We start from the raw sequence: 23204 nt of genomic DNA, 5'->3' as shown, positions 1-23204 counted from the left end.
AGGGCCTCGAAGCGGGCGACGCGCGCCCCCTCCCCGCCGGAGACGACGCCCCGCAGCCGGTGCGTCGCCGGGGCGTTGCCCCGGGCGGCGTCCCGGAAGGGCACCGCCAGCTCGACGGTCAGGTCGTGGACGTCGACGGTCCTGCCCGTGCTCGACGGCACCAGGGCGAACGGCACCTCGACGACCGCCCGCAGCGCGGCGGTGCCCTCCGACGTGAGGCCCTCGTCGTGCAGCTCGAGCAGCGGGCCGGTGGCCTCGTCGAGCCGCAACTCGAGCCTCGGCGCGTGCCAGCGCACGTCCGGGTCGGCGTGGTCGGACCACGACGCGGCCCGGGGGTCCTGCACGAGCGGTCCCGGTGCCGGCCGCACGGGCCGGACGGCGGCGGCCATCGCGTTGGAGAGCGCGCCGGAGAGGACGCCGGGCCGGTGCACCGGGCTGGCGGCGAGCACGGCGGTGGGGGTGAGCAGCGTCGAGACCGTGCTCGACGCCAGCGCGAGGGGCCGCGGCGCGGACCGTCGACGGCGGGCCGCGACCCGCCGGGGCGCCACCGGTTCGGGGCCCGTCGCGCCGGCGACCACCAGGTCGACGAGGTCGTCGAGGGAGCGGTGTCCGGACCGCTCGAGCCCCCGGGCGAGCACGTCGGCGAACGGCTGCTGGCACCGGAGCTGCCCCGGGACCCCGACCACGGTGGTGGTGCCGAAGGACAGGGCGTCGGCGGCGGCGGGCCGCGCGCCGAGCACGAGCCCGTCGGCGGTCTCGTCGCCGAGGAAGGTCCGCCACTGCCAGAGCAGCTCGGCAGCGGCGACCGCCAGCTGCGCCGGGGGGGCGGGCGGGTCGGCGGTCGCCGTCACCAGCCCGTCGGCCACCAGCCGGCGGGCCACCTGGACGAAGCCCAGCCGCGTCACCTCCTCCCCCGTCACCCCCAGGCCGTCGTGCAGGTCCCGCCACCGACCGGCCAGGTGCAGCCGGGTGCTCGTCGGCTGCTCGACGACCTCGAGGCACGTGCGCACCACGAGCGCCGGGTCACCGGCGAGCGCGGCCACGAGGAGCCGGGCGGGGTGCTCGCCGAGCGTGCCGGTGAGGTTCGCCGTCCCGGCAGCCGTGACCGGCACCTGCAGGTGCGCACCACCCGCCTCGACGAGCTCGACCAGGCCGGACCGGGGTCGCAGCGCCTCGACCGGGCTCCCGACCAGCCCGGCGACCTCCTCGCGCTGCGCCGGGCTCGCCACCACCGACAGGTCGAGGCGCAGGTTGGCGGCGCAGACCAGGTGCCCGACGGCGTGCTCGTCGGAGCGGGGGTGGCGGCGCAGCACGAGGGCGAGGACCGGGCCGAGCACCTCACCGACAGCGGGGCTGACCGCCACAGCGGGCCGGGCGTCCGCGCCGCTCCCGTGCACAAAGGCCAGGGTCCCGTCGCTCAGCTCCAGCGATCGGACCTGCTGGGCGACGTCGCCCCGCCCTCCGTCACCGCGCATGTCCGGTGAACTCGGGTGGCGCCGGAGGGGAGGCGGACAGGTCGTACCCGTCGACGGTCACGCGCCGCTCAGCGGACCTGCCCGACCCGTTGGGGGTCGACCCGTTCGAGGTCGGCCGCTCGCCGGACGCCTGGCGCTCGCGGGGCTGGCCTCGCTCACCTCGGGCGTCCTCGCTCCCGCTGGGCAGCGAGAGGACCTGCTCGCGGCGGAGCGCCCGGGGCTGACCGGTGCCCTCGGTGCCCGGCCTGGGCACGGAGACGGTCAGGGGGCCGTTGCCGAGGCCCGACAACCAGGTGTCCTCGTCGTGCCCCCATTCCATCCCGTCGGTGAAGAGCGTGCCCTTCACGACGACCCTCACCTGGTACTCGTACGCGGGCACGTAGTCGGGGTCGCCGGTGTAGATCTTCAGCCGGCGCGGCACGTCCTGGTCGGTGCCGTTGAAGGAGAACGTCACGACCTCGCGCGCGCGGCCGTCGACCGTCGTGCCCAGCGGGCGCACCGACACCTCGACGACCTGGCTGCTGCCGTCGAGCACGACGCCGAGCTGGATGGGCCCGACCTCGAGCACGCCGGCGTTGTCGGCCCGCACGTCGACCGAGATCTCGTCCGACAGCCGCGGCTCCGGGTCGAGGTCGACGGTGTTCCGCTCCACGACGACCCGGTTGTAGGGGTCGGCGAGCGCCGAGCTGCTCTCGCCGAGGATGACCTTGCGGCGGACGTAGGTCTGGTCGGGCTCCCAGCCGTCCGGCCGGTCGCTCATCTCCTCGTCCGTGAGCTGCACCCACTCGGGCTCCCAGACCTGGTCGGCACCACCGGCGGGCACGAACTGGTTGCCCTTCCAGCCGATCTCGCCGCGGGTGTTCGGGTAGCCGAACTCGACGGCGAGACCCTTGACCGGATCGCCGGCCCACTGCTGCTCGGGGTCGGGCAGCCAGTTGGCGACGGGCCGGGTGATGCGGCGCACCTTGCGGTTGAGGTCGCCCAGCGAGACGAGGTGGAAGTACTTGCCCGCCGCCTGCTCGTCGGCGGCGATCTCGCGACGCAGGCCCTCCAGCGTGCTGGAGATGACGTCCTGGCGGTTGTACTTCCAGATCTGGCTCTCCGTGTACCGGAGGTCGACCAGCTCCTTCTTCTTGACGACCTTCATCGCCACGCCGAGGTTCCACCAGCCCTTCTTCTTGCGGGCCTCGGCCGCCTCCACGGGCGTCGCCGGTGCGAAGATGGTCTCCTTGGCGAGGTCGATGAACTTCTGCGTGACGAGGTCCTTCGTCTTCTCCAGCCGCTCGGCGACGGCGTCGGCGCCCGGGACGGTCTGGTCGACGACCATCGTCACCTCGATGTCGCCGGAGCGCTGCATCTCCTCGAGCTGGACGGCGACGTCCGCCGCGAAGAAGGCGACGCCGCCGGTGGCCTCGGCCGAGAAGTGGTCGAGGCACTTCTGCCAGTGCCCGACGATGCTGATCTCGACGACCGGTGTCGCCATCGGGATCATCAGCGTCTGGCTGACGAAGAAGGGGCTGGCGTTGCCGTGCATCGCCGCCCAGACGAGCTCGGACGGGATGCCGCCCAGCAGCCCGCCGTAGGCGTTCTCCCCGCCGGTGATGGAGCCGGGCCCGATGCCGTCGAGCTGCACCGCCCACAGGTCGAGGTTCGACGTGCCGCGCAGGTCTCGGTCGGCGACGATCCCGCGCTTCGTGCGCAGGCTCCGCTCGAGGCCCGAGCCCGGGTCGTCGACCGGGGTGGCGTCCTGGAGGCCGGGGCTGTCCGGGGCCAGGCTGCTCATCGACGCGGTGTTGCTGCGCACCGGCACCATCGTGATGTCCGGCTGCCGGTTGCCGAGGACCCGCCAGAAGGGCCGGCTGTCGCCGCGGAGCCGCTCGGTCACCTGCTCCTGCAGCTGGGCCATGACGGCGGGTGGCATGCGGCTGGTGACGGTGAGGTTGAGCAGGCCGCCGACCGTCTCGGTCGTCTCCTCCACGCCGACGTGGGACTCGTCGAGCACCCCGCGGAAGTGCGTGTGCGAGAACTTGAAGTCGCCGGTGTCGGGGAACCGCGCGAGCCGGAGCTGCTGCGGCGACCAGTAGAACTGCGGGGGTTGCCCGTCCCGCTGCAGCTCCTCGTTGTTGAGGTCGGGGAAGAGCCTGACCGCGTAGCCCTCGCCGCCCCCTCCTCCGTCGTCCAGCACGTACTCCTCGAAGCCGCCGGCCTCCATCGGTCCGCCTGCCCGGGCCATGTCGTCCTCCTCGTGGTCGCTGTGGGGCACGCGCGCCCTCGTGCACGTGCTGCTCGTGGCACGCCCTCGGCGTGCTGCACCTGCTGCGGGCCCGTCTCCGGGAGACGACGCCGTCCGCCTCGGACGTGGCGGGCGGCACGTCGGTCTGCTCGCACCGGACCGGCTCTCGGGCAGGAGTGCACGCTAGGAGCGCGGCGGGCGCCCGGTCTTGACGCACGGCGCCATCACGACGGCGTCGGACCCACCGGCGCGGTGACCGCCGCGCGGACGGCTGAGGGCGTGCTGCCGGTCCATCGTCGGAACGCCCGGCAGAAGGCGCTCTGCTCGGAGAAGCCGGCCAGCTGGGCGATCTCGGCGAAGGGGCTGTCGGTGTGCACGAGCAGCACCTCCGCCACCTCGCGGCGGGCCTGGTCGACGAGCCCGGAGTAGGCCATGCCGCGCTCGGCCAGCCGGCGCTGCAGCGTCCTCTCGCTCATGCCCAGGCGTGACGCCGTCAGCGTCATGCGCGGCACCCCGCCACCGAGGTCGTCCACCACGGCCTCGCGCACGCGCCCCTCGAGGGTGGTCGCCTCGTGGGTGCGCCGCCACGCCTCTCCGGGACGGAGGGGGAGGTGGTCGCACAGACCCTCGTCGGCCAGCCGCGTCGGCGTCCGCAGAGCGGTCTCGTCGAGGACGACGACGTTCTCCGGGGCGCCGAAGCCGACCGGGCACCCGAACAGGCGGCGGTAGTCAGCGGTCGAGGCGGGACGCTGGTGGCGGAAGCAGACCGCCCGCGGCCGCACCGGCGAGGCCGCGACCTGGCCCAGCATGGCGACGAAGGCGGCCAGACCGCACTCGTTGGCCATGCGCAGGCCCGGCCGGTGGTGGTCGCGGCGCAGCACGAGCTCGCCGCCGCCGGTCGTCTCGCGCAGCTCGTAGGTGGCTGAGCCGGTGGCCGCGCGGTACCAGCGCGCCGAGCGCTCCAGCGCCTCCCGCACGCAAGTGGCCGTCTCGAGCACGAGCCCCAGCACGCCGTACCGGTCAGGGGTGACCACCGCTGCGAAGCGGACCGGCAGGTCCGCGCCGCCGTGGGTGGCCATCCGCTCGACGAGGCCCCACGCGTCGTCCGCCGGGATCACGACGGGGTCGTCGGCGCGGGGCTCGACCGGCAGCCCCACGCTCGCGAGCAGCTGGTCCTGCTCGAGGGGGCCGGCGTAGGCGGACACGAGCAGTCGCACGACGCTCGCGGACTGCAGAGCCATGCGCCTTCGCCGCCTCACCGGCCGATACCTGAGCGATCCGGACGAAGGTCATGGTGCCGGAGGTGTCAGCGACCCAGGAAGACCCTGCAGGCGCCGACGACGACGCCGGTCACGGCCACCGGTCCGGCACCCGCGGCGAGCGGCAGCCGCGACGCGACGCGCCTCCTGCCGGCTGGTGCGCACGTGCGGCACCCGCTGCCGTCGGCCCTCACAGTGCCGCTGCCCGCGCGCTCCCGTCGGTCGCCCCTGCGCCCCGGCCCCTTGTGGCGTCGAGGCGGCACTGCCGCGGCTCGCCGAGCGAGGTCCATCTCGGGCTCGTCCTCTCCGACCGCCTCACCCCCGCGGCGCGACCACCGGCACGTCGTAGGGCCGGTCCTGCACCCCGGTGCCGTAGGGACGCAGCTCGGCGAGGAGGTCGGTGTCCTCGACGAGCGGCGTCACGCGGGAGCGCCATCCGCGCAGGCGCTGCCGTGGGCCGGCGGCGCCGAAGAGGACGACGGCCAGGGCGCGCGCCGTCGGGTCGTGGCGGACGGGAGCGACGAGACCGGGGAAGCCCGCCGCGCGCACGGCGCGCGCCCACCGCTGCGGCAGCGCGTAGTCGTCGCCCGCCACGAGGTCGAGGGCCGCGCCGAGGGCCCGCGCGCCCGGGGCGTGGAGGTCGGCGAGCGCCGACGGTCCCCCGGTGCGCTCGGCGGTGACCATCCGGCGCCGCTCGACGTCGACCCGGTCGACGAGTCCCGTGCCGCGGAAGACCTCCAGCCACGCCCCCGCGCGGCGGTCGCTGAGGTAGCAGGATCCCGCGGGCGCGGGCAGGTCGAAGCGTCTCGGGCCGAGGGCGCCCGCCGTGGCGCTGGAGAAGAACAACGGCTCCCGCGGGCGCCCCTCGTCGTCGCGCGCCCGGACGACGCGGTGGACGGCGTCACCGGTGCTGACGTCGTGCCGAGGCAGTCCCCCGAGCGACGCCGGCGGTGCGGTCGCCGGCATCAGGCGGCCAGCGCCCGCGCCCAGTCGCGGGCCGCGGCGACCACCACGTCCTCGGCCCCCTCACGCAGCAGCTGCACCGGCGTCGTGCCCCCCAGGTCCGGCTGCGGGAACACGAGCCAGGACGCCAGGGTCCACCGGGACACCAGGGGCTCGGGGACCTCGCGCAGCACGGCGTCCAGCCCCGGCAGCGGTGAGCCGCCGGAGAACTGGAAGGTCGGGTAGACGACCCGCCCCGACCCCGTAGTGAGCGCCAACAGGCCCCGACGCTTGCTCACGGCCTGCTTGGAGACGAGCCGACCGGATCGCGACAGCAGGTGGCGCACGCCGTCGACGTCGTAGAAGCCACCGAGGTGGTCGGTCCACCGCTCGGCCGCGTCGAGCACGTGGTCGACCGCGGCCCGTGCGGCCGAGGCGGCGTCCACCCGGGCGAGCGCGGCGCCGTCGGGGTCGCGGAGCACGAGCTCGCGGAGCACCTGCTCGACGAAGGACCGCTGGGCGCCCGTGGTGGGCGCCGGGGTCGAGGACGGGAGGGCGTCCGGGACCGTGGCTGCGTCCGTCATGAGCACCCCTGTCCTCGTCCACCCCGTCAACCCGAAGTGCGCCTCTCCCTCAACGCCGTCGACCCTGCGGAGGGGGCGCGGGTCGACCGTGCGTCGCGCGTGGTGCCTGCTCGGCCTCGAAGGGCGCGAGCGACCGGGACCTCGTGGGTCGACGGGCGGGTGCCGGCCCACCATCCCCGCGCGCCTGCTCAGGCGCCGTCGCGCCCGCAGCCGCAGGACTCACCGAGGCGCAGCTCCGCCCCGAGCACCTCGTGGACGGCGGGAGCGTCGGGGTGCTCGATCCGCTCGAGCAGCGTGGCGACCGCCACGCGGGCGATCTCGGCGACGTCCTGGACGACGGAGGTGATGGACGGCGTCATGAAGCGGCCCGCCGACGACCCGTCGATGCTGACGAGCGCCACGTCCTCCGGGACCCGCAGACCGAGGTCGTGGCAGGCGCGCACGGCCCCGATGGCCTGCGCGTCGCTCGCGACGAAGAGGGCGTCCGGGCGCTGCTCGGGTGATCGCTGCAGGAGGCGCTGCGCCGCCGCGTGGCCGCCCTCGCGCGAGAAGGGCTCGTGCTCCGGAGGCACGACCTCCTCGAGCCCGGCCTCCGCCAGCGCCTCGGCCCACCCCGCCTGCCGCTCGACGACGGCGCTGATGCCCCGCGGCCCGAGGACGGCCGCCGGGCGGACCCGCCTGTGCGAGAGCAGGTGTCGTGCGGCCGTGAGGGCGGCGCCGCGGTTGTCGATGGCCACGGTGCTGTCGCGCGAGCCCGCCGGTGCACGGTCCAGGAGCACCGTCGGCATGCCCGCGCCCTCGAGGCCCGAGGTGTCGGGGTGCTGCAGGGAGGAGATGAGCAGCAGCCCGTCGACCTGGTGGTCGAGGAGGGCTCTCAGGTGCGTCCCCTCGTGCTCGGCGGCGTTGCTCGTCGTCCCGAAGAGCAGCACCTGGTCCCGGGCGAACGCCTCGTCCTCGACGGCCTGGGCCAGCTCGGCGAAGTGCGGGTTGACGTGGTCGGGCATGAGCATGCCGATCGACCGGCTCCGGTTGGCGCGCAGCGCCCTCGCGAGGCGGTTGGGCCGGTAGCCCAGCTGCTGCACGGCCTCCTCGACGCGCTCGCGGGCGCTCGCGGAGACGGGCCTCGGGCCGTTGTTGAGCACGTAGCTGACGACGGCCGGCGAGACGCCCGCCGTCCGCGCCACGTCCGCCCGGGTGATCGCCATCAGAGCAGTGTCGCCCCGGCCGGTGGGGCCGCCGCCTGCGCGCCGCGGTGCTGCACGGCGCGGGCGCCCGCCTCGACGCCGGCGGAGCACGCCTGCGGCAGCGCGTCACCTCGAGCCAAGGACGCGCACAGGGCGCCGACGAAGGCGTCACCCGCCCCGCTCGTGTCCACGACCGGCACCTCGGGCGACGGCACGTGGCCGCCCTCGGCGCCGCGGGCCCACACCGCGCCCTGGGCTCCCAGCGTCACGACGACCGACGCGCAGGCGTCCGCGAGCCGACCGGCCAGCTGCTCGGGGGCGCTCGCGTCGAGCCCGAGGTCGTGCGCCAGGGACGCGGCCTCGACCTCGTTGACGACGAGCGGGTCGCAGCAGGCGAGCAGCGCCGCGCCGACGGGGCGGTACGGCGCGAGGTTGTGCACCGTGCGGGCCCCCGCCGCGACGGCACCCGCAGCGGCGGCGCGCACGACCTCCTCCGGCACCTCCGCCTGGCTGAGCACCACGGCCACGGCCGGCAGGCCGGCCAGGGCGGCCTCCACCGACCGGGGGTCGAGGGCGCTGCTCGCGTCGGCCGCGACGACGATGCTGTTGGCGCCGTCCGCGGCGACGGTGACGACGGCCGTGCTCGTCGCCCGGGAGGCCAGACGCTGCACGAGGGCGACGTCGACGCCCGCCGTCCGCAGCGCCGCCAGGACCGCGTCCGCGGCCACGTCGTCCCCGACGGCACCGACCATCGTCGTGCCCGCACCCGCCGTCGCGCAGGCGACGGCCTGGTTGGCCCCCTTACCGCCCGGGGCCCGGCCCCACTCGCGGGCCATGAGGGTCTCCCCCGGCCGGGGCAGCTCTCCCACGTGGAGGTGCAGGTCCTGGTGCACCGACCCCACGACGGCGACCGTCACCGCGGCCGGAACCGTGGCGCCGGCGCTCACCCCTTCTCCCCGCTGCTGGCGATGGAGGTGGCGAAGTAGCGCTGCAGGAGCAGCAGGAGCACGGCGGGCACGACGGAGATGAGCAGGGCGCCGCCGAACATCTGCCCGAAGTTGAACTCGGTGTCAGAGAACGTGCGGGCGATCGCGATGGCGGCCACCTGCTTCTCCTGGTCGGAGACGAGCAGGAGCGGCCACAGGTACGCCGACCACTGCCCGAGGAAGATGAGCAGGGCGGAGTTGATGAGCGCCGTCGTGCTGAGCGGCACGTAGAGCCGCGTCATGATCCGGAACTCGCCCGCGCCGTCCACGATGGCCGCCTCGCGCAGCGACGACGGCACCCCGCGGAAGAACTGCCGCAGGTTGAAGATGGCCAGCCCGTTGCCGATGCCCGGGAGGATGAGGCCCACGTAGGTGTTGTCGAGGTGCCACTGCGTGAAGAGCTGGGCCATGGGGATGGCGATGGCCTCGAAGGGCACCATGAACCCGACGACGAGGAGGGCGAAGACGCCCTCGCGCCCGGGGAAGCGCAGCACCGTCAGGGCGTACGCGGCCGGGACCGAGAGCGCCAGACCCAGCAGGACCGACACCAGGGCCACGAGCAGCGAGTTGGCCAGGCTGCGCCCGAAGCCGAGCTGGCCGAACAGGGCGCCGTAGTTGTCGAGCGTCCAGGTGTCGGGGACGAGCGTCCGCCAGCTCAGCGGGCTGACGCTGCCGATGACCTCGCTGCCCGGGCGCAGGGAGCCGAGCAGCATCCAGACGGCGGGCAGCAGGAAGGCGACGCCGATGACGGCCGCCAGCAGGGTGAGCAGCGCCGTCCCGACCCAGCGTCGGGGCGCGGGGCGGCGGTCATTTGCTGCGATGGTGGGACGCGTCGACTGGTGGACCGCCACGTCAGTCCTCCTCCTTGAGCAGGCGGAACTGGACGGCGACGATCGCCAGCATGATGAGCGTCAGGATGAGGATCGCCGTCGCGCCGAGGTTGGGCTGCGAGTAGGTGTAGGTCCGGCGGTAGGCGTCGAACATGAGCATCGTCGTCGACTGGTCCGGCCCGCCGTTGGTGAGCAGCTGCACGGGCACGAAGAGCACGAAGTTGGCCACCGTGTCCGCCACGAGCACGAAGAGCAGCGGCCGCTTCATCATCGGGACGGTCACCGACGTGAACGTGCGCCACCGGCCCGCCCCGTCGAGGCTCGCGGCCTCGTAGAGCTCGCGGTTGACGTCGTTGAGACCGCCGATGAGGAAGAGCATCCAGTAGCCGATGCCGATCCAGGAGGCGACCAGGGCGATGCTCGCCAGGGCCTGCTGCGGTGACGTGAAGAAGGGCTGCGGCGCCAGCCCGAGCGCCGTGAGGATGCCGTTGACCGGGCCGTCCTGGCGCAGCGCCACCCCCCACGCGACGGACGAGCCGACGAGCGGGACGGTGCAGGGGACGAAGACGAAGACCCGCCACAGCCCGCGCCCGGGCAGTCGCTGCACGAGCAGCACCGAGATCGCCATGGCCAGCGCGATCTGCACGGGGTTGATGACGAGGTTGAAGGCGATGGTGCGCCACAGGGTGCCCAGGAAGAGCGGGTCGCTCAGCAGCTGCTGGTAGTTGGCGAACCCGGCGAAGCGCTGCTCGGCGAGCAGGCCGACGCCGACGCGCTCGAAGAGCGTCGACCACGCGGCCCCGGCGAAGGGCACGAGCCGCAGCAGCACGATGGCCGCGAGCGCCGGGCCGAGGAAGAGGACGGCCGTGCGGAGGTCCCGGCCGCGTCCGGGCCGCCGGCCGGGACGCGACGACGGGGCACCGGCCGAGCTCGCGCCAGACCGTTCCTGCGCCGCGGCGCGCCGCGTTCCCTCCGGCGCCTCCGCGCTCACGGGAGCCGCCTCATCGTCGTCGCCGACCTCACTGGTACTGCGCCCAGGCCGTCTCGAGCTGGCTCTGCGCGCTCTCCAGGGCGGCGGCCGGGTCGCTGCCGTTGGCGATGTCGGAGAAGGCCCGCCCCATGATGTCCTCGAACTCCACGTAGCCGACCGTGGCGACGCGGCCCACGCCGGTGGTGGTGGACTCGAGCTCGACGACCTCGGCGGCCTGCTGGCCCGCCTCGCTGCCGGTGAAGGCGTCGCTCGTGAGGTAGGACTCGAGCCCGGCCGTGTTGGCGGGCAGCTCCGAGAAGGAGCGGTTCGTGGCGTAGCCGCTCTCGCCGTCGATCGCCAGCCACTTCATGAAGACGGCAGCGGCCTCCTTGTTCTGCGAGAACGGGTTCATCCCCACCGACCACGAGCCGTTGGGCGTAACCGGCTCACCGCCCTCCCACACGGGGTTGAGGGCGGCACCCCAGTCGACGTCGGAGTCGGCGAGCTGGGGCACGAGCCAGTTCCCCTGGACCATGTACGCGGTCCCGCCCTCGAGGAAGGTCGCGTCGGTCTGCTCGGCGGTGATGCCGCGCGGCGAGACGCCGTCCGCGTAGAGGGAGCCGTAGTACGTCATGGCGTCGACCCAGCCCTCGTCGACCACCGCCGGGGTGAGGTTGCCGTCCCCCTCGGCGCCGATGCCCCCGCCGGCCGAGACCGGCAGCGGCTCGAGCTGGTAGTAGCGGTTCGGCTGGCCGAAGAGGAGCCCGTACGTGGCGCCCGCCGCCTTGGCCGCCGCGGCGTCCTCCTTGAGCTGCTGCCACGTGATGCGCTCGTCGGGGTCCGTCGACGGCGGGGTCAGGCCGGCCTGCTCGAGCAGCGTCTTGTTGTAGTAGAGGATCTGCGTCGAGTTGGCGATGGGCAGGCTCCACAGCTTCCCGTCGTAGGAGCTGTTCTCCACGGTGGCCTCCTGCAGGCCGTCCGTCAGGTCGCCGAACTGGTCCGTCAGGTCCTCGAGGTAGCCGCGGGTGGCCAGCGCCGACACGCGCGGCTGGTCGACCCAGAAGACGTCCGGGTCACCGCTCTTCGACGTGATGCGCGAGTCGAGCACGCTGTTGAGGTCGTCGAAGGGGACCTGCTGGTAGGTGACGTCGATGCTCGGGTGCTCCTCCTCGAAGGCCGCCACGACGTCGTCCATGTCCTCCGCCACCGGGTCGAGGTGGCCGACCACGGTGATCGACGCCTCGGGGTCGCTCGAGGGGATGGTCCAGTCGCCGCCGGCCCCTGCGGCGTCGCCGCCGTCCCCGCCGCCGCAGCCGCTGAGCAGCAGCGCACCGGCCGCCAGCGCGCCGATCGTCCGCATGGTCCTCGCGCTCATCGGATCTCACCCATCGTCGTCGTGAAGTAGTCGTTGAAGGCGGCGGCGTCCACGTCGACGGCGACGCGGGCGTTGACCTGGAGGTCGGTGTCCTGGCCGTGCTTGCCCCGCTCGGGGTGGAAGTCGGCGAGCATCGCGCCGCGCAGCCGGTCCCCCAGCTCGACGGCCACGTACGCGTCGCGCCACGTGAGCAGCTCGGGGCGGCTGAGAGCGGCGACGGCGAGCGGGTCGTGCATGGCGCACGAGTCGACGTCCTCGTCCCCGCTGCGCTCGGCGAGGTGGTCGATCCACGCCTGCGTGTACTGCCCGGCGAAGGCGGTGAAGGGCTGGTCGCTCGCAGCCATGGCCTCCGCCTGCGCCCGGTCGACGCGGACGCGCAGCGTCACGTCGAGGCCGACGAAGTCCGCGCGGACGCCGCTCGTGAGCACCGCGTGGGCCGCCTCCGGGTCGCACCAGATGTTGAACTCGCCGGGCATGCCGGCCTCGTTGGTGTGCTGGAGGAAGACCCCGCCCATGATCACCAGGCGCTTGAGGCCGCCCGCGAAGGTCGGGTCGAGGCGCATCGCGAGCGCCACGTTGGTGAGCGGTCCGATGGCGACGAGCGTGAGCTTCCCCGGGTTGGCCCTGACGGCGTCGACGAGGGCCGTCGCTGCCGGCTCCCGGCGCGGCTCCCGCGGCGCCATCCCCGCGGGGAGGCTCCCCTGGCGGGCGCGCGGGCGCACCAGCGGGTCGCGGGAACCCCGGTGCACGGGGACCTCCGGGCGCCCCAGCCGGTCGAGCAGCTCGAGCGTGAGGGTCGTCGCCGTGTCGACGTCGGTGTTGCCGCCGACCGTCGTCACGAGCTCGAGGTCCAGCTGCGGGTCGGCCAGGCACAGCGCCAGGGCGAACCCGTCGTCGATGTCGCTGCCCGGCGCTCCCATGGCCAGGTCGGTGTCCAGGATCAGGCGTTCCACGGGCGGTCTCCTCAGCGGTGCGACGTCGGTGTCAGCGAGGGCGACGAGTGGTCTACTCGTGTAGACGGTGGTTCTACACGAGTAGACCGTGACGGCACAAGGATGCCTTGACGGACGGTCCGGCTGGTCGCGCGTGCGGGCTGCGGCGCCGGGCTCGGGCGGTGGACGACGGGCCGGAGGTGCGGCCGGCGCCCTGCAAGGCACCCCGTGGCACGGTCGAGAGCTCGTCGTCGACCGGCGGCTCCCGCTCCGCGTCGCGCGCGGAGCGCGCCGTCAGTCCGGCCGGTGACGCACCCAGGTGCTCGAGCGGCGGGCGACGTCGTCGACGCGGGCGACCTCCTCGTCGGTCAAGCGCTGCGGCTGGCCCACCAGCCACCGGGCCAGCTGCCGCCGACTCGTGACGACGACGTCGCCCGGCTGCGAGCGGACGGTCAGGCCGCCGCGGGCGCCGACGACGGCGACGACGCCGGTCACGTCCACGGGTCCCGCGCCCGCCGCAGCGAGGAGCCGGCCCGCGCGGCGCGCCTCGTGCCGGCTGTTGCGCACGTACGGCACCCGTTGCCCGTCGACCATCACGGTGCTGCCGCCGACCCACACCCGCGCGCGCGGGTGGTGCTTGGCGTTGACGGTGAAGACGCCGCCCGGGCCGACGACGACGTGGTCGATGTCGCTGCCCCGCTCCCCCACGGGCACGGCGTGCAGGACCCGCCACCGGTCACCGAGACGGGCCAGCTCGGCGGCGACGGCCTCCTCGCCGTCCGCGCCGATCCGCCACGCCCGCTCCTCGGTGTGGACGCCGAGCAGCCGGGCGAGGAGAGTCCGGACGGGCGCCGCGCGGCGCAGCTCGACGGCCTTCGCCCGCGCAGCCGCGCCAGGCCGGTGTGAGGTGAGGTCGGTCCACGGCAGCTCGACGGCAGCGGTCTCGCCCGCGGCAGACGTGGGCTCAGCCACAGCCTCCGGTGCGGCAGGCGCGCGGGGCGCCGGGACGGGCGCCACCTCCTCGAGTGCGCCGTCGGTCTGCTCGGGCGAGACCCGCGGGCGCACCACGTCGGGATGAGCCGCCAGCGCGGCGTCGAAGGCGGCGCGCCCCGCGTCGTCGCAGCCGTCGGCGAGGACAGCGGTTCCGGTCCTGCAGTCCCAGTAGCCGAGCCGCTCCCCGTCCAGTCTCCGCACGTACAGGCGGTCGTGGCCGTACCGCTGCCAGCGCCGGACCTCGAGGTCAATCATCGTCGAAGGCTCGAGCACTCCGTGACGACCGGAGTGAGCCTCGAGGGTGGATCACCCGGATGCCGTCGGCCTCCCCCGCCGCACCCGTTGCGGCAGCGACTTGCCCCGCCCGGGCACGACCGAGGTCGGTCTGCCACGGGTCGAGCGCCTCGACGAGGCGGTCCAGCGCCCCGAGCGCCCGAGCGACGCCGAGCACGGTCTCGAGGCTGACGCCGACCTCTCCGTGCTCGAGGCGCCGCAAGGTGTCGCGGGAGATGCCCGCGCGCTCGGCGACCTGCTGAGCGGTGAGGTCCTGCAGCTTGCGCCACGCGGCGAGCTGGGCGCCGATGTCCTGGCCGGCGCGGCGGACGCGGGCGGATGTCGTTTTGACGGTCATGACGCTCCTCATGCCGGACGAATCAGTCATTATCGGCCTTGACGACTGATGTGTCAGTCATGAAGTCGGCGACTGACGTCGGGGACTCAGCAGGTCCGGGCGGCGCGCAGCGCGGTCCGACTTCCTGGTGATCCCGCTAGCGTCACGGGATGAGCGCACAGCTGTGGGTCGTGCGGGCCGGACGGGCGGCCGCCTACGTCGACGAGTGGCGCCAGGACGGCGTCGTCGCCGTCAACTTCGCCACCTTCGAGGACGGCGACCTCACCGCCGTCGGAGACGCCGGGCTGCTCGACAAGGTCACCAGCCAGGCCGAGCGGACGTACGCGAGCCAGCTCATCGCCTTCGCCTTCAGGATGGACGTCGGCGACCTCGTCGTGGTCCCGCAGCTGCCGCTGCGGCGGTCGTACCTGGTCGGCGAGGTCACCGGCGGGTACACGCACCTAGCTCCCTTCCCGCTGTCAGGCCCGCACCGGCGGCCCGTCCGGTGGCTCGGGGAGTTCGACCGGGACGCCCTGAGTCCCGAGGGCGTCAACACGCTCGGCGCCATCCAGACGGTCTTCCGGCCGACCAAGGTCGAGGCCGAGCTGCGGAACCTGCTCACCGACCTCACGCCGTGGGAGGGCGCCGCGACGACGTCGCACAGGAGCGACGGCCCCAGCGCGGCCACGGAGCCCGCCACGCCCGTGACGACACCCCAGACGTCGCAGGCGACGCCGCCGCTGCCGGCCGCAGCCGCGAGGGTCACGCCCACACCAGCGGACGTCCCCCTCCAGGTCGACGTCCGCCTCAGCGGCCGCGGGCGGGCGACGATCACCTGCGACCACCCGGCGCTTGTGATGCAGCAGGTCCCGCGGCACGTCGACCCGGAGGACGACTGGCGCGCCGTCCCGGGCGTGTACGTCCTGACCGGCACCGAGCTGCACCAGACGACGACACGGACCGGGCCCGAGCGGACCCTGACGATGACGTCGATCGTCCGCCCGTGGGCCTACGTCGGCCTGAGCGAGAAGTTCTTCGACCGCATGAGCAGCCACCGGCAGTCGAAGGAGGAGTGGCGCCGAGCCCTGCTGGTCCGATCCGGCGCGACCCCGTTCAGCAGCGACGACATCAAGTACCTGGAGGCGCGCGTCCACGCCGTCCTCACGGAGACGCAGGAGGTGACCCTCGCGCAGGCCGTCCCCAACGGCAACGCCTCCGCCCAGCCCCGCAACCCCGCGTTCCTCGACCAGTGCGCCGACGCCGTCGTCGCGGTCCTCCGGCTCACGGGCACGCTGATCTGAGAGGACGACGAGCCGGTCGGGCGTGACGTCCGCCTGCGTCCGCACCGTGCGAGCGCGCCACTGGGAGGGACACCGCGAGTCGTCCTCCACCACTGCGGTGAAGATCTCCGTCGAAGGCTTGTCGGATGCCATCTCGCGAAAGCACACTGCAAGCATGGTGAACATCCTCGTCCGTGACGTGCCGGACGACGTCCATGCGGCTCTGCAGCGCACCGCCGCGCGGCGCCACCAGTCGATGCAGCAGCTCCTCGTCGAGGAGCTGCGCGAGGTCGCCCGACGGCGGTCCGTCGCCGAGCTGCTGGACGAGGTCGAGCAGCAGCGGGGCGGCCACGTCGGCATGGCGGCCGCCGTCGCCGACCTCGACGACGACCGCACCGGGCGATGACCTCGACGAGCACCGCGCGGTGATCGTCGTCGACGCGTCCGTCCTGGCCAACGCCCTCGCTGACAACGGCGAGGACGGCGCCCTCGCCCGGGCCGCCCTGCGATCCTCGGGCGGGCTGACGGCGCCTGACCTCGTCGACGTGGAGACCGCGTCGGTGCTCCGGAAGCGCTGGCTGCGAGGCCACCTCGACGACGCCCGCCTCGACACCGCGATCGGCCATCTCGAGCAGCTGGACCTGGAGCGCGTCCCCGCCCTGCGGCTGGTCCGGCGGGCCCTCGCCCTGCGACGGAACGTCACTGCGTACGACGGGTGCCACGTCGCGCTGGCCGAGGTGCTGGGGTGCCGCCTCGTCACCGGGGACGCTCGGCTCGCCGCGGCCGCCGGGGGCGTGTGCGAGGTGCAGGTCCTCTCCACGTCGCCGACCGGCTGAGCGCGCCCGACACCGCGTGCCGCTCGCGCCGCCAGCAGCCGAACGGGTGCCTTCGCGGTCACGCCCATCGGAGGCGCGCTACGCCTGGTTCTCTGTCCGCCACCAGCACGGACGACCACCAGGAGAAGGGCATGACGCGAGCGACTCCCATGACCTTCGGCCCGGTCGTTGAGGACGGTGTCGACGTGGTCGCCGACGGCTCACCCACGTCGGTACGGAGCGAGTGCACGAGCCGAGCCCTCGGCGGGCAGTCAGCACCAGTCGTCGCGCCCAGCCGCAGCGCCCTGTCCCCCGACGTCGCCACGGGCACCTGGGTCCGGACGACCGAGCCGAGCTGGGCCGGCACCTGTCGGACCTTCACGTTGGAGCTCGACGACGGGAGCGTCCACACCGCCCGCGTCGACGTCCGCCGGCGAGCACCCTCGGGACCACGGCACCGGGTCGGGCGAGCTGGGTGTGGCGCCTGCCCTGGGCTGCGGTCGTGCTGGCGGCTCTCGCCCTGCTCGGGGATGGACTCTGGGCGACCCTCTACGTCGAACCCGCAGGGGAGGCGCTCGAGCAGGCTCGGACCGGTCGGCTGATGCTCGTCCTCGCGTGCGTGCTCCTCCTGGTCGCCGTCGCGACGGCGAGGACGCTGCTGCAGGCGCCCACGTGGGCGTGGGTAGCGCTCCTCGTACCCGTGGTGCTGACCGGCGGGCTGGCGCTGGTCGCCGGCGAGAGCCTCTTCCCCCAGCTCAGCCTGGTCGTCAGCGGTCCGGCCGCCCTGACCGGCCTGGTCGGTGGGGTGGTGGCACCGCGGCGGGCTCCTGCGGCGCGCTCCTCCGTCTCGTGAGCAGTCCGGCTGACGTCCGGCGGCGCGCGGGCGCGGTGGCACAGGGAGTCGTCACCAGAGGTGCGCTCGTCGCCGTGCTGAGCGCCGGGGGACTGCTCGCGGTGGTCGGCTTCGCCCTCGCGCTGGTCTTCGAGGTCCAGGGTTTCGGTGTCCCGCGGGACTCCGGGCCGAGGACGTGGCACCTCGTCGGCTACGGGACCGGCGTCGTCGCAGGGGTGCTCGTGCCCGCTGCGGCCGCCGGTGTCCTCCTGCCGGGCGGTCGTCGGTGGGTGGCGGGCACCGCCGCGGTCCTCGCAGCTGCCGTCGTGGTGGCGCTCCTCGGCGTCACGTCCTGAGCGGCGTTCGAGGTCGCGGAGCGGGAGCGCCGAGGGCGGACTTCGAGGGCCAGGCGACGGCGTGTCGCCCCACGAAGTCCGCGCTCGAGCTCCCGCGCCATCCTCTGCCAACGTTGACAGCCCACCGCGCACTCGCCACCCTCACCCCGTTCCCCCGGGGACGACGACGACGTCACGACCCAGGAGGAGCACTGCCATGACGGGGCACGCCGTCACGAGGTCCGACGCCGAGCTCTGCACGACCGCGGGCATGGACCCCGGCTCCCACCACGGCGCGGTCGCCCCGCCGATCTACCAGACGAGCCTGTTCGCGCAGCCGTCGATGGCGGTCTTCGCCGAGCACCAGGCCTCCGAGCACGAGGACTTCGTCTACAGCCGCGGCGCCAACCCCACGGTCGCCGTCCTCGCCCGCGCGCTGGCCGAGCTCGAGCGCGGCGAGGCCGCCCAGTGCTTCGGCTCCGGCATGGGCGCCATCAGCGCGGTGTGGTCGACGCTCCTGCGCGCCGGCGACCACGTGCTCCTGCTCAACGACGTCTACGGCCCCACGCTGCAGCTGGCCCAGCACCTCGAGCGCTACGGCGTCGAGCACACCCTCGTCCGCTCGCCGGGCGAGGACTGGGAGCAGCACCTGCGCCCGAGCACGCGGCTCGTCCACCTCGAGAGCCCGGGCACCTACCGGATGAAGGTCCTCGACCTGCAGGCGATCGCCGACGTCGCCCGCGCCCGCGGCATCACCACGGTCATCGACGGCACGTGGGCGACGCCGCTGTTCCAGAAGCCGCTCGAGCACGGCATCGACGTCGTCGTGCACTCCCTCACCAAGTACGTCGGCGGCCACAGCGACGTCCTCGGCGGCGCCGTCATCGGCTCCGCCGCGTTCATCCGCGACCTCTTCTACGCCGGCTTCCAGCTGCAGGGCTCGGTCATGTCGGCCCTCGAGGCCTCGCTCGTCCTCCGCGGCCTGCGGACGCTGCCGGTGCGGATGGCCGAGCACCAGCGCAACGCCCTCCGCGTCGTCGACTACCTCCGCAACCGCCCCGAGGTCGCGGCCGTCCACCACCCCCACGCCGACCTGCCCGCCGACCACCGGCTGCGCCGCGAGCAGCTGACCGGCGTCACCGGCCTGCTGAGCCTCGACCTCGCCGAGGCCACCCCGCAGGCCGTCGCGCGGTTCGTCGACGCCCTGCGCCTGTTCCGCATCGGCCCCAGCTGGGGCGGCTACGAGAGCCTCGTCACCTCACCGAGCAGGCCCGGCGGCGAGGCCGCGATGGTCGCCCAGGGCTTCTCTCCCGGCATGGTCCGCCTGTCGGTCGGCCTTGAGGGCGCCGACGCCCAGATCGCCGACCTCGCCCAGGCCCTCGACTCCCTCGCCCGCTGACCCGACCCCAGGGGCCCCGATGGCGCAGGCCCTCGACACCACTCACGACGACCGCGGCGACGAGCCGCCCGGCCCCGAGGAGGCGCGCAGCGACGCCCGCCGCCCCAGCGCCAAGGTCGCCGCCGTCCCGGCGCTGCTCGCGCTCGCGATCTTCGTCGGCGGCATCGGCGTCCTCGGCTACCCGGCCGAGCTCATGCTCGTCCTCGCCGGCGTCCTCTTCGCCGGCTTCGCCGTCGCCCGCGGCGCCCGCTTCGAGCAGGTCGTCACCGGCATGGGCGAGAAGATCAAGCAGGCCCTGCCCGCCATCCTCATCCTTTTCATGATCGGCGTGATCATCGGCTCGTGGATGGCGGCCGGGACCATCCCGCTGCTCGTCTCCTACGGCCTGCGGGTCATCGACCCGGCCTTCCTCTACGTCCTGGCCTTCGCGACGACGGCCGTCGTCTCCACCTTCACGGGCACCTCGTGGGGCTCGGCCGGGACCATCGGCGTCGCCCTCATGGGCGTGGCCGCCGCGATGGACGTCCCCCTCGCCGTCACCGCCGGCGCGGTCGTCTCCGGGGCGTACTTCGGCGACAAGATGTCGCCGCTGTCAGACACCACGAACATGAGCGCCATCGCCGCCGGGGCCAACCTCTACGAGCACATCCGGCACATGCTCTACACGACCATCCCCGCCTCGGTCCTCGCCGTGGTCATCTACCTGCTCGTCGGCCGCTCGCTCGGCGGCTCGGACGCCCAGCTCGGCGACGTCGAGGCGATCCTCACCGAGCTCGACACCTCGTTCGTGCTCACCCCGTGGCTGCTGCTGCCGCCGCTGGTCGTCCTCGCCGGGTCCATCCTGCGCAAGCCGCCGCTCGTCGTGCTCTTCGCCTCCTCGACGGTCGCCGTCGTCCTGGCGCTCGTCGTGCAGGGCTCCTCGCTGGGCACCGTGCTGGCCGCGACGACGTCCGGCTTCACCACCGACATGCTCCCCACCGGCGGCGAGGCCAGCGACGCGCTGACGACGCTCGTCGAGCGAGGCGGCCTCTACTCCATGTACACGGCGACGTTCTTCGTCTTCGCGGCCTTCTTCTTCGCCTCCGGCCTCGAGGCCTCCAAGGTGCTGCGCAGCCTGCTCGAGCCCGTCGTCAGCCGCCTGCGCTCCACCGGCGGCGTCGTCGTGACGACGCTCGTCTCCGGCTTCGCCATCGTGAGCGCGACGTCCAACGCGCTCATCACCTACTTCCTCGTCCGCGACCTCTTCGGCGGCGCCTTCGCCCGCCGCCGCCTGCACCCGGTCAACCTCTCCCGCAGCATGGAGAACTCCGCCACGCTCACCGAGGTCCTCATGCCCTGGACCGTCTCCGGCGTCTTCATCGCCACCACCCTCGGCGTCGGCAACTTCGCGTTCCTGCCCTGGGCGGTCACCAACTGGGCCGGCTTCCTCTTCTCCGCGCTCATCGCCGTGCTCGCGCCGGTCACGGGCGGCTTCGGCATCCGGCGGCTCGGCGACGCCGACGCGCACGCCCACCGACAGACGCCGGAGGACGCCCGCGCCTGACCGATCGCGGTCAGCGTGCGGTCCTTGCGCGCCAGCGGCCGGCTGACACGTCGACGCACGCCGTGGCCGCCCGTGCGCTGCAGCGGTACCGTCTCCTCATGACCGCCACTGCAGGCCGCGAGGTGACGCCCGCTGACGCCCGCGAGCTGCGGGACGTCCTCGCCGACGCCGGCACGAGCCTGTCGGTGGGCGACCTGGCCGCAGGCCTGCGTGCGCTGCTGCCAGGCGGGCCTGGCCGGGCCGAGGTGCCGATGACGGCGGCCGAGCACGACTACCTGCAGCAGCACTCGGGGCTCCCGGAGAGTGGTGGCGCCGAACTCGCCCAGGCCGCCGTCGACGCAGGTGGCGCCTCCGCGGCGCGCCTGGTCGCCTCGAGCCTGTCGGCGGCGGAGCTCGCCCGCGGCGCCGGCGTGGATGACTCGACGGTGCGCCACTGGGTGCGGCGGGGGGAGGTCGTCTCCGTCCCCGCGGCCCGGGGACGTCGCTTCCCCACCTTCCAGCTCGGTGAGGACGGTCGACCGATGTCCGGCCTCCGCGAGGTGCTCGCCGCCCTGCCGGCCGGCCTGCACCCGCTGTCGGTCGAGCGGTTCCTGACGACGCCCGACACCGACCTCCTCATCGACGACGAGCAGGTCAGCCCGCGCTCGTGGCTCCTGCAGGGTGGCGCGGTCGCCGACGTCGTCGCCGTCGCGCAGGCGGTCGGCGTGCGAGCGGGTGCACGCACCGCCGAGCGGGCGCTCGGCTCCCGCGACCGCGGGTGACGCACCTGCCCGACCCGCCGTCGCAGAGCGAGCTGCGGCGGCGGGGCTTCACGCCGGTCGAGCTCCCGGCCGGCACCCCGCTGTGGCGCGTGCACATGGCTCTGGGCTCGCACGCACTTCCGTGGAACGCGCCTCGCCGCTACGGCCCGGTCGAGCGCTTCGACCCGCACCCGCCACCGCCGCAGGTCCACGCGGGCGTCGGCGTGATCTACACCGCGACGACTCTCGTGACCTGCCTCGCCGAGGTCTTCCAGGCGACCCGTGTCGTCGACCGCACGCACCTGCGCCCGACCGCGACGTCATGGCTGACGACCCGCGACCTGACCCTCGTCGACCTCCAGGGACAGGCAGCGTTGCGCCTCGGCGCGGCGGAGTCCATCAACGGCACCGCCCGCCGGTCACGCACCCAGGCGTGGGCGCGGGCCCTCGTCGACGCCTTCCCCACCGTCGACGGCTTCTGGCACCGCTCGGCCATGGACGGCGGCGACTGCGTCTGCCTAGTCATCGGCCCGCAGGCGGACGCCACGACCGCGCTGCCCGCGCACCCCGACTTCTCCCGCCCGCTCGACGAGGTCGCGATGGGCGACGCGGCAGCGCAGGCGGCCGGGCTCATCGGGTACGACGTCGTGTGAGCCGCCGCAGGGGCCTCCGACGGCCCGCCATCTCCTCGACGACCACCCCGGAGCGCAACCGATGACCCTGACCCTCGGCGACGCCCTGCTCAGCGCCGGCATCGCCCCCTCCGACCGCAGGCGGTCCGCCATGCCTTCGTCCGCGAGCACGAGGACGGAGTGCCGAGGATCCACGCCGACTCGACCGACGTCGGAGCTCGACGACGGGCACGTCCACACCGCCCGCGTCGTCATTCGCCGGTGACGCCTCCCGTTGCCGTGACCTCGCATCGGGCGGGGTGGGCGTGGCGCCTGCCGTGGGCGGCCGTCGTCCTGGTGGCCTTCGCCCTGCTCGGGTACGGGCTCTGGGCCACCGTCTACTTCGCACCCACGGATGAGGCGCTCGAGCAGGCACGGACTGGCTGGCTGGTCCTCGTGCTCGCGTGCGTCCTCTTCGTCATAGCCGCAGCGACGGCGGGGTCGGTGCTGCAGGCGCCCACGTGGGCGTGGGGAGCGGTGCTGGTCCCCGTGGTGCTGACGGGAGGGCTGGCGCTGGTGGCCAGCGGGAGCCTGTTCCCCCAGTTGAGCCTCCTCGTCAGCGGCCCCGCCGCTCTGGCGAGCCTCATCGGTGGGGTGGTGGCCCCGCGGCGGGCTCCTGCGGCGAGGTCGCCCGTCCGGTGAGCAGTCGGGACGACGTCCGTGGGTCCGCGAGCGCGATGCCAGTGGCTGTCGTCTCCAGGGGTGCGCTCGTCGCCGTGCTGACCGGCGCAGGACTGCTTGTGGTGGTCGGCTGCGCCCTCGCGCTGGTATTCGGGCTCTTCGTACCTGCGGTGGGGCTCATGCCAGTCGGGGGTGGCGTAGGCCTCCGCCGATGAGGAGCATCCGGAGCCGGTAGTTGGCCCGGTTGCGGAAGCCGCGGGCGATGCGGCGGTGGAGCTCGATGAGCCCGTTGATCGCTTCGGTGCCGCCGTTGGACGCGCCGCCGGTGTCGAAGTAGGCCAGCAGCGCCGACCGCCACTGCCGCAAGGTCCGGCCGAGGCGGGCGACCTCGGGGATCGGGCAGGACGCGAAGGAGGCCAGGACCTTCTCCGCGACCGCCCTACCGGCCGCGGGGGTGGGCTGGTGGTAGATCGACCGCAGCTGCTGGGCGCACTGCCACGCCACGGCGACCTGCTCGTGCTCAGGGTGGGCGGCGAACGCCGCGTCCAGGCGGGACAGCTGGCGGTCGGTGAGGTTCTCGACCGCGGCGCGCAGA

At 74.1% G+C, this 23204-nt stretch carries 24 protein-coding genes and 1 pseudogene; 12 read left to right on the top strand and 13 right to left on the bottom strand.

Features of this window, described 5'->3' with window-relative positions; translation table 11 throughout:
• Positions 1-605: 605 nt before the first annotated feature.
• The gene (locus Q0789_RS03700; protein WP_298802245.1) at positions 606-1484 is read left to right on the top strand and encodes a hypothetical protein; all 879 of its coding nucleotides are present in this window, start codon (positions 606-608) and stop codon (positions 1482-1484) included.
• On the opposite strand, the gene Q0789_RS03695 is transcribed toward Q0789_RS03700, so the two are convergent.
• From Q0789_RS03695 to Q0789_RS03640, 12 genes and pseudogenes are all read right to left on the bottom strand, one after another.
• Entirely contained in the window at positions 1465-3738 is a 2274-nt protein-coding gene (locus tag Q0789_RS03695; RefSeq protein WP_298802243.1) for a hypothetical protein, read from the bottom strand. The genes Q0789_RS03700 and Q0789_RS03695 overlap by 20 nt on opposite strands.
• A gap of 194 nt (positions 3739-3932) precedes the next feature.
• Positions 3933-4949 (bottom strand): AraC family transcriptional regulator, encoded by a 1017-nt coding sequence (locus Q0789_RS03690; RefSeq protein ID WP_298802242.1) that lies wholly within the window; start codon positions 4947-4949, stop codon positions 3933-3935.
• A 333-nt stretch (positions 4950-5282) separates the two neighbouring features.
• Complete coding sequence (locus Q0789_RS03685; protein ID WP_298802240.1) at positions 5283-5933, bottom strand: RES family NAD+ phosphorylase; 651 nt, start codon at positions 5931-5933, stop codon at positions 5283-5285.
• The gene (locus tag Q0789_RS03680) at positions 5933-6493 is read right to left on the bottom strand and encodes a hypothetical protein (protein ID WP_298802237.1); all 561 of its coding nucleotides are present in this window, start codon (positions 6491-6493) and stop codon (positions 5933-5935) included. The genes Q0789_RS03685 and Q0789_RS03680 overlap by 1 nt, the downstream gene beginning before the upstream one ends.
• Before the next feature lie 188 nt (positions 6494-6681).
• Positions 6682-7698: a LacI family DNA-binding transcriptional regulator gene (locus Q0789_RS03675; RefSeq protein WP_298802235.1), complete on the bottom strand. Its 1017-nt coding sequence runs from the start codon at positions 7696-7698 to the stop codon at positions 6682-6684.
• Positions 7698-8624, bottom strand: coding sequence for a ribokinase (locus tag Q0789_RS03670; protein WP_298802233.1), 927 nt, complete (start codon positions 8622-8624; stop codon positions 7698-7700). The genes Q0789_RS03675 and Q0789_RS03670 overlap by 1 nt, the downstream gene beginning before the upstream one ends.
• On the bottom strand, positions 8621-9514 hold the full coding sequence (locus Q0789_RS03665) for a carbohydrate ABC transporter permease (RefSeq protein ID WP_298802231.1): 894 nt from the start codon (positions 9512-9514) through the stop codon (positions 8621-8623). Before Q0789_RS03665 ends, Q0789_RS03670 begins: the two co-directional genes overlap by 4 nt.
• Before the next feature lies 1 nt (position 9515).
• Positions 9516-10484: a carbohydrate ABC transporter permease gene (locus Q0789_RS03660; protein WP_298802229.1), complete on the bottom strand. Its 969-nt coding sequence runs from the start codon at positions 10482-10484 to the stop codon at positions 9516-9518.
• A gap of 28 nt (positions 10485-10512) precedes the next feature.
• Complete coding sequence (locus Q0789_RS03655) at positions 10513-11838, bottom strand: sugar ABC transporter substrate-binding protein (protein ID WP_298802227.1); 1326 nt, start codon at positions 11836-11838, stop codon at positions 10513-10515.
• On the bottom strand, positions 11835-12791 hold the full coding sequence (locus tag Q0789_RS03650) for a nucleoside hydrolase (RefSeq protein WP_298802222.1): 957 nt from the start codon (positions 12789-12791) through the stop codon (positions 11835-11837). Before Q0789_RS03650 ends, Q0789_RS03655 begins: the two co-directional genes overlap by 4 nt.
• A 273-nt stretch (positions 12792-13064) precedes the next feature.
• Complete coding sequence (locus tag Q0789_RS03645) at positions 13065-14018, bottom strand: nuclease-related domain-containing protein (RefSeq protein ID WP_298802220.1); 954 nt, start codon at positions 14016-14018, stop codon at positions 13065-13067.
• 51 nt (positions 14019-14069) lie between these two features.
• Positions 14070-14394 (bottom strand): annotated as a pseudogene (locus tag Q0789_RS03640) (helix-turn-helix transcriptional regulator).
• 149 nt (positions 14395-14543) lie between these two features.
• Between Q0789_RS03640 and Q0789_RS03635 the strand changes: the two are divergent.
• From Q0789_RS03635 to Q0789_RS03590, 11 genes are all read left to right on the top strand, one after another.
• A complete protein-coding gene (locus Q0789_RS03635; RefSeq protein WP_298802214.1) occupies positions 14544-15674 on the top strand; it encodes a hypothetical protein in 1131 nt (376 codons plus the stop codon).
• A gap of 154 nt (positions 15675-15828) precedes the next feature.
• Positions 15829-16059, top strand: coding sequence for a hypothetical protein (locus Q0789_RS03630; RefSeq protein ID WP_298802212.1), 231 nt, complete (start codon positions 15829-15831; stop codon positions 16057-16059).
• A gap of 19 nt (positions 16060-16078) precedes the next feature.
• Entirely contained in the window at positions 16079-16489 is a 411-nt protein-coding gene (locus Q0789_RS03625; protein ID WP_298802209.1) for a type II toxin-antitoxin system VapC family toxin, read from the top strand.
• 131 nt (positions 16490-16620) lie between these two features.
• Complete coding sequence (locus Q0789_RS16695; protein ID WP_366917628.1) at positions 16621-17070, top strand: PxKF domain-containing protein; 450 nt, start codon at positions 16621-16623, stop codon at positions 17068-17070.
• Positions 16971-17321: a hypothetical protein gene (locus tag Q0789_RS03620; RefSeq protein WP_298802207.1), complete on the top strand. Its 351-nt coding sequence runs from the start codon at positions 16971-16973 to the stop codon at positions 17319-17321. Before Q0789_RS16695 ends, Q0789_RS03620 begins: the two co-directional genes overlap by 100 nt.
• A gap of 74 nt (positions 17322-17395) precedes the next feature.
• Positions 17396-17656, top strand: a complete 261-nt coding sequence (locus Q0789_RS03615; protein ID WP_298802205.1) for a hypothetical protein — start codon at positions 17396-17398, stop codon at positions 17654-17656.
• A 196-nt stretch (positions 17657-17852) separates the two neighbouring features.
• On the top strand, positions 17853-19034 hold the full coding sequence (locus tag Q0789_RS03610) for a PLP-dependent aspartate aminotransferase family protein (RefSeq protein ID WP_298802204.1): 1182 nt from the start codon (positions 17853-17855) through the stop codon (positions 19032-19034).
• Between the two features lie 19 nt (positions 19035-19053).
• Positions 19054-20577, top strand: coding sequence for a Na+/H+ antiporter NhaC (nhaC, locus tag Q0789_RS03605; RefSeq protein WP_298802203.1), 1524 nt, complete (start codon positions 19054-19056; stop codon positions 20575-20577).
• Between the two features lie 98 nt (positions 20578-20675).
• The gene (locus tag Q0789_RS03600) at positions 20676-21338 is read left to right on the top strand and encodes a hypothetical protein (RefSeq protein ID WP_298802202.1); all 663 of its coding nucleotides are present in this window, start codon (positions 20676-20678) and stop codon (positions 21336-21338) included.
• Positions 21335-21970, top strand: a complete 636-nt coding sequence (locus Q0789_RS03595) for an RES family NAD+ phosphorylase (RefSeq protein WP_298802201.1) — start codon at positions 21335-21337, stop codon at positions 21968-21970. Before Q0789_RS03600 ends, Q0789_RS03595 begins: the two co-directional genes overlap by 4 nt.
• A gap of 258 nt (positions 21971-22228) precedes the next feature.
• Positions 22229-22630 (top strand): hypothetical protein, encoded by a 402-nt coding sequence (locus Q0789_RS03590; RefSeq protein WP_298802199.1) that lies wholly within the window; start codon positions 22229-22231, stop codon positions 22628-22630.
• A gap of 156 nt (positions 22631-22786) precedes the next feature.
• Here Q0789_RS03590 and Q0789_RS03585 read toward each other — a convergent pair.
• Positions 22787-23204 (bottom strand): transposase (locus Q0789_RS03585; protein ID WP_298802197.1); only part of this gene is annotated, 418 nt, incomplete at its 5' end.

The organism is uncultured Pseudokineococcus sp., from assembly GCF_947499845.1.
GTDB lineage: Bacteria > Actinomycetota > Actinomycetes > Actinomycetales > Quadrisphaeraceae > Pseudokineococcus.
This window is presented reverse-complemented; position numbering and strand designations above follow the sequence as displayed.